This window comes from Rhodococcus sp. P3_B8, from assembly GCF_056402775.1.
This window is the reverse complement of sequence record NZ_JBFUGT010000373.1, coordinates 1-5,708: the sequence shown is the minus strand read 5'-3', so window position 1 is coordinate 5,708 and position 5,708 is coordinate 1. Positions and strand designations below refer to the sequence as shown.

General features: G+C 67.9%; 6 protein-coding genes. 1 reads left to right on the top strand and 5 read right to left on the bottom strand.

Annotated elements, in window-relative coordinates; all coding sequences use genetic code 11:
* Positions 1-82: 82 nt before the first annotated feature.
* Both AC1D1G_RS40625 and AC1D1G_RS40620 read right to left on the bottom strand, forming a co-directional pair.
* Positions 83-1,105: an agmatine deiminase family protein gene (locus AC1D1G_RS40625; protein ID WP_477956429.1), complete on the bottom strand. Its 1,023-nt coding sequence runs from the start codon at positions 1,103-1,105 to the stop codon at positions 83-85.
* A complete protein-coding gene (locus AC1D1G_RS40620) occupies positions 1,105-2,085 on the bottom strand; it encodes a nitrilase-related carbon-nitrogen hydrolase (RefSeq protein WP_283354032.1) in 981 nt (326 codons plus the stop codon). The genes AC1D1G_RS40625 and AC1D1G_RS40620 overlap by 1 nt, the downstream gene beginning before the upstream one ends.
* A gap of 162 nt (positions 2,086-2,247) precedes the next feature.
* Here AC1D1G_RS40620 and AC1D1G_RS40615 point away from each other — a divergent pair, with 162 nt between their 5' ends.
* Positions 2,248-2,859 carry a TetR/AcrR family transcriptional regulator gene (locus AC1D1G_RS40615; protein WP_005259946.1) on the top strand — a complete coding sequence of 204 codons (612 nt, stop codon included), beginning with the start codon at positions 2,248-2,250 and terminating at the stop codon, positions 2,857-2,859.
* Here AC1D1G_RS40615 and AC1D1G_RS40610 read toward each other — a convergent pair.
* From AC1D1G_RS40610 to AC1D1G_RS40600, 3 genes are all read right to left on the bottom strand, one after another.
* Entirely contained in the window at positions 2,819-4,399 is a 1,581-nt protein-coding gene (locus tag AC1D1G_RS40610) for an APC family permease (RefSeq protein WP_477956428.1), read from the bottom strand. The genes AC1D1G_RS40615 and AC1D1G_RS40610 overlap by 41 nt on opposite strands.
* A gap of 55 nt (positions 4,400-4,454) precedes the next feature.
* Positions 4,455-5,345, bottom strand: coding sequence for a universal stress protein (locus tag AC1D1G_RS40605; RefSeq protein ID WP_477956427.1), 891 nt, complete (start codon positions 5,343-5,345; stop codon positions 4,455-4,457).
* 34 nt (positions 5,346-5,379) lie between these two features.
* The coding region (locus tag AC1D1G_RS40600) for an aldehyde dehydrogenase family protein (RefSeq protein ID WP_477956426.1) at positions 5,380-5,708 on the bottom strand (329 nt) is incomplete at its 5' end.

Genomic DNA, 5,708 nt, shown 5'->3' with positions numbered 1-5,708 from the left:
CGGCACGAGACACCCGCACCCGGACCGCCCTCACTCAATTCCGCAACAGCCCCCCGGCGGTTAACAAGTACTCACGGGCGCGTCAGCGCACAGCGGGCTGATGCTGGGTGATGCAGTGGATTCCGCCGCCGCGCGCGAAGAGCGGGCGGGCGTCGACCGTCACGACCGTGCGGCCGGGGTAGGCGGACGACAGGATCGCGACCGCTTCCTCGTCCGCGGGATCGTCGAAGCTGCACGCGATGACGCCGCCGTTGACGACGAAATGGTTGATGTAGCTGTAGTCGACGAAACCCTCCTCGTCGCGCAGGACTGTCGGGGCGGGGACGGTGATGATCTCCCACGACTCACCGCGCGCGTCGGTGGTCTGCTTCAGCACGTCGATGACGGCCTTGCTGACCTCGAAGTCGGGGTGTTCGGGGTTGCGCTGGTCGTGCACCAGGACGACGCCCGGTGACGGGATGGCGGCGACGATGTCGACGTGCCCGCGTGTGCCGTACGTGTCCTGGTCCCGGGTCAGTCCGCGCGGCAGCCAGATGACCTTCGTGGCACCGATCGTCCGGGCGAGCTCGGCCTCGATGTCGGCTTTCGACAGTTCGGGGTTGCGGCCGGGGTCGAGTTGCACGGTCTCGGTCACCAGCACGGTGCCGAGGCCGTCGACTTGGATGCCGCCGCCCTCGTTGACGATGGGCGAGTCGACGAGTTCCGCCCCGGACCGCTCGACGACCAGTGCGCCGATCTTCGAGTCCTTGTCCCACTGGGCCCAGTCCTGGCCGCCCCAGCCGTTGAAGATCCAGTCGACGCCGCCGAGGCGTCCGTCCTCGGACAGCACGAACGTGGGTCCGATGTCGCGCATCCAGGCGTCGTTCAGCGGCGCCTCGACGATGTCGATGTCGGCGGACAGGTATTCCTCGGCTGCGGACACCTGTCCGGGGTCGACGACGACGGTGACGGGCTCGAACCGGGCCACGGCGTGCGCCACCTCGGCCCACGTGGTGCGGGCCTCGTGGTGTTCCTCGGCGGTGTCGCCCAGGGAGTAGCCCTCACTGGGGTAGGCCATCCAGGTGCGTTCGTGCAGTTCGCCTTCCGCGGGCATGCGCCAGGTCATCAGGCCCTCCCGAACGGGGAGGCGTGATCGACCGGCTCGGTGAGGACGCCGTACGTGTCGGGGCGCCGGGTGGCCAGGAACGGGAACAGGGCCAGCCAGTCTTCGCGCTGCTGGAGGTCGAGGTCGGCGACCAGGACCGCGGAATCGTCGCGCGGGGCCTGCGCGAGGATCCGGCCGTAGGGGTCGGAGATGAACGACGAGCCGTAGAACGTGATGAGGCCTTCGCTGCCGTGGCGGTTGGGCACCACCATGAAGGTGCCGTTCGCGATGCCGTTGCCGACGATCACCTGCTGCCACAGCGGCTGGGTGTCGAACTGCGGGTGGTCGGGCTCCGAGCCGATCGCGGTGGGGTACACCAGGATTTCGGCGCCGCCGAGCGAGTACGCGCGGGCGACCTCGGGGAACCACTCGTCCCAGCACGTCGGCAGTCCGAGCTTTGCCCCGCCGAGTGCCTCGGCGGTGTGGACGGGGTACGGATCGGTTGCGGGACCGCCGCGGAAATAGGTGTCCTCGTAGTAGCCGGCGGTGACGGGGATGTGCAGCTTGCGGGTGCGGGCGAGCAGTTCACCGGAGGGGGCGACGAGGATGGCCGTGTTGAACCCGAGCCCGTCCTCGTATTGCACACCGTCCTCGGTGTCGTTCCGCTCGTACAGCGAGGCGTGGACGAGGACGCCGTGTTCGGCGGCGGCCTTGGCGGCGAACGTGAACGTGGGGCCGGTGAGGAGGTCCTCGGCGGTACGTCCCGGGTTGTCGCCACCCGGCGTCGACGCGGGGTAGCGGCTCAGTGTGAGTTCGGGGAGGAACACCACGCGCGCCCCGAGTTTCGCTGCCGCGGCGATGCCCTCGTCGAGTTCGGCCCGCAGATCCTGATCGTTCTCGTGCCAGCGGTGCTGGACGAGACCGACACGGAGCGGGGTGCGTCCCGTCTCGCTCGTCCGCGACAGGGACTCGGGAGGGGTGAGGGCGGTAATCGTCAACATTGTGTTTCCTCGAATGTTCGGTTCAGCGAGCGCCTAAAACGAATTGGATTCGTTAAGTATGGTGGGTGAATGCTCGGCGATCAAGGGGTGGGGCGTGACGAATTCGATTCCTTCGGTATCCACCCTGGTCGCCGGTGACACACACCGACCAGGAGGGCACCCATGCCACGGCCATCACAGCGACTGCTGTCGCCGGAGATCATCACCGAAGCTGCCATGCGCATGGTGGACCTCACCGGTGACTTCACGATGCCGGGTCTCGCCGAACGGCTGAAGGTGCGGCCCTCCTCGCTGTACAACCACGTGTCCGGGAGGGCGGAGATCATCGAACTGATGCGTGCCCGCATGATGGCGGGCATCGTGGTGGCGGACCCCGACGGCAAGTGGAGCGAGACGGTGGCCGGCCTGGCGCGCGAGTATCGGCGCAATTACGCCGAGCATCCTCGGCTGATTCCTCTGTTCACCGCGCACACAGTGCAGTCCGGTGTGGCGTTCGGGCTGTACAACGCGCTGGCGCAGGCATTCTCGGACGGCGGCTTCACGCCCGAGGAGATTCTGCACGCCATCACGACGGTCGACAGCTTCGTGCTGGGGTCGGCGCTGGACCTCGCCGCACCCGAAGTGGTCTGGGCGACGGCGCCGGAGGCGAACGAGGCCATGCTGGCCGCCCTGGCCACGTCCGGGCCGAACCCCGGACGGGCGGATGCAGCATTCGAGTTCGGGCTGCGGACGCTTATCGCGGGCTTGGTGGCGCAGGCTCCGTTCGAGCCGTGAGATCGCCCTCGTCCCGCAACGCCGACGTGTCGCGGTTGAGGGTCTCGCCGCGGAAGAAGGCGGGATTGCGGAAGCGCATGACCATCATCAGCACGGCGCCGAGCAGGAGGATGCMGAATCCGAGGAAGAAGACGAGCCCGATTCCGCCGATGGACGCACCGCTCGCGTTCTCCGGGTCCATGCTCTCGTCGATCGAGATGACGAACACGGCGAACAGCATCAGCCCGCCGAGCAGCGGGAACGCGAACCGGAAGACGGCGTTGCGCACGCTCGTGAACAACCGGCCCCGGAAGTACCAGACGCAGGCGAACGCGGTGATGCCGTAGTACCAGCAGATCATGATGCCCAGCGCGGCGATCGTGTCGAGCAGCGTGCGCTCGGACAGGAACGTGACGACGGTGTAGAAGACCGCGGTCACGACACCGGCGACGACGGTCGCGTAGGACGGCACCAGGAATCGCGGCGACACCTCGGCGAGCTTCTTCGGGAACGCGCCGTAGGCGCCCATGGCCAGCATCGTGCGCGCGGCGGGCAGGAACGTGGTCTGCAGGCTCGCGACCGAGGAGACGAACACGGCGAGGAACAGCAGCATGCCGCCCCAGTTGCCGAGAACCGGATCGGCGAGACCGCCGAAGATGTTCTCGGAGTTGTCCGGGTTGCCGAGGCCGAGACCGTCCTCGCCGACGCCCGCATACATCATCGCCGCGACCGACACGAGCAGGTAGGTCAGCAGGATCGTCGCGACGCACAGCAGTCCGGCGCGACCGGGGGTCTTCTTCGGGTTCTTCGACTCCTCGCCCAGTGTCAGGCAGGTGTCCCAGCCCCAGAACGCGAAGATCGAACCCGTCAGGCCGATCACGAACGCACCGAGGGCCAGTCCCGTGAACGGGTTGAACCAGCTCAGGTCGAACGAGAGCCCGGCGGGGGCGGACCCGTTGCCGACGTGAACCAGTGCCACCACCGCGAAGGCGATGAGCAGCACCATCTGGAAGCCGACGAGCGCGACCTGCAGGCGCTCGCTGGTGGTGATGCCGCGGCTGGCGATCCAGGTGGCCAGGGCGATGAACACGAGCGTCGTCCCGACGTTCACGAATTTGTTGCCGGGGAGGTCGGCGATGCTCGGGGCGTCGAACAGTTTCGCGATGAACAGATAGAAGAACTGGACCGCGATCGCCGCGAGGTTCGAGAGGACGATGATCGTGGCGATCACCATGCCCCAACCGCACATCCAGCCGACGTACGGACCGAACGCCTTGGTCGACCACGTGAACGACGCACCGCAGTCGGGTGATTCGGAGTTGAGCTCACGGTAGGCGTACGCCGTGAGGAACATGGGAATGAAGCCGGCGATGAAGATGGCGGGCATCTTCAACCCGACCGCCGCGACGATCAGTCCGATGCTGGCCGTCAGCGTGTAACCCGGTGCCACGGAGGAGATCCCGAGGATCGCCCCGGAGAAGGTCCCGACCGCGCCGGTGGCCAGCCCCTTGGCGCTCACGGCGCCGTCGGCCGACGCCGGTGCGCCTTCGCTGTTCGTCATGTCTGAACCTCCGGTCGGGAACGAGCGTGGATCCGGGGCGGGTGTCGCGGACGGTTTACTCACTGTTGGGGAACTCCTGCTTGGGGACGACCACCATGGGCACCGGCAGGACGCGGAGCATCTTGGCCGCGGTGGATCCCAGGAACAGTCGATGAGGTTGGGCGAGCCGGCTGGAGCCGACCATGACGAGGTCGCCGTCCTGCCAGTCGAGTGTGCGGACCGCCGATTCCACGGAGGATCCGTCGGCGATCGTGACGGACACGGGAAAGTCTTCGGGAAGAGCGGATTTCGCCGCTTCGAGGGTGCTGTGCGCGTGGGCGACGGCCCGGTCGCGGATGTCGTCGGGGGTGTCCCGGTGATCGCGGAGGTCGTTCTGCGGGTCGAATGCGACGAGGGAGACGAGGCGGAGCGGGGTCTGCATCCGCTCGCACGTCCGCACCGCCGTCCGCAGCAGCACGTCGGCCCCGGTCCGGGTCCCGAGCGCGCAGGTGACCTCGCGGATCTTCTTCGCGGAGGAGTGCCGCGCCCCGCGGGGCGCGAGGGCCAGCGGAACGTGCGCCGAGTGCAGCAGTTCCGTCGACACGGAGCCGACGGAGTGCCGCCCCAGCAGGCCGTCCCCGGCGGCGCCGACGACGATCGCCTGCGCCCCCAGCCGGGACACCTCGTCGATGAGACCCTGCGCGAACGATTCGTGGAAGCTCAGGTGGACGTCCACGTCGATGTCGCTCGGCACCGACGACTTCGCCTCGTCCAGCCAGCGCTGGGCACGGGAGGCGAGGATGTCGTCGTAGCCGGTTTCTGCCGGAACTCTCGCCGGGACCGTCCGGTCCGGCGGGAGCACCATGCAGATGTCGAGCTGTGCGCCGAGACTGCGGGCGAGCTGCGCCCCGAGGGCAAGACCGTCCTCCCCGCTGGGGGTGGCGAGATATCCAACGACCAAACGCATGGTGACGGTTCCGATCTGTCTCGGGGCGGGTGGTTTACGCGAAGCCGACGTACTTGGTCTCGAGGTACTCCTCGATGCCTTCGGTGCCGCCTTCGCTGCCGAGTCCGGACTGCTTGACTCCACCGAACGGTGCGGCGACGTCGGAGATGACTCCGCGGTTGACGCCGACCATGCCGCTCTCGAGCTTGTCGGCGACGCGGAACGCGCGGTCGACGTTCTGGGTGTAGATGTACGCGGCGAGACCGTATTCGGTGTCGTTGGCGGCGGCGACGCCCTCGGCCTCGGTGTCGAAACCGGTGATCGCGGCGACGGGTCCGAAGATCTCCTCGCGGACGATGCGCGCGTTCGCGGGCACCTCGTCGA

Bases quoted from the DNA above. Each gene is read 5' to 3' on its own strand.
- AC1D1G_RS40625 (WP_477956429.1), bottom strand. From the start codon at position 1,105: ATGACCTGGCGCATGCCCGCGGAAGGCGAACTGCACGAACGCACCTGG.
- AC1D1G_RS40620 (WP_283354032.1), bottom strand. From the start codon at position 2,085: ATGTTGACGATTACCGCCCTCACCCCTCCCGAGTCCCTGTCGCGGACG.
- AC1D1G_RS40615 (WP_005259946.1), top strand. From the start codon at position 2,248: ATGCCACGGCCATCACAGCGACTGCTGTCGCCGGAGATCATCACCGAA.
- AC1D1G_RS40605 (WP_477956427.1), bottom strand. From the start codon at position 5,345: ATGCGTTTGGTCGTTGGATATCTCGCCACCCCCAGCGGGGAGGACGGT.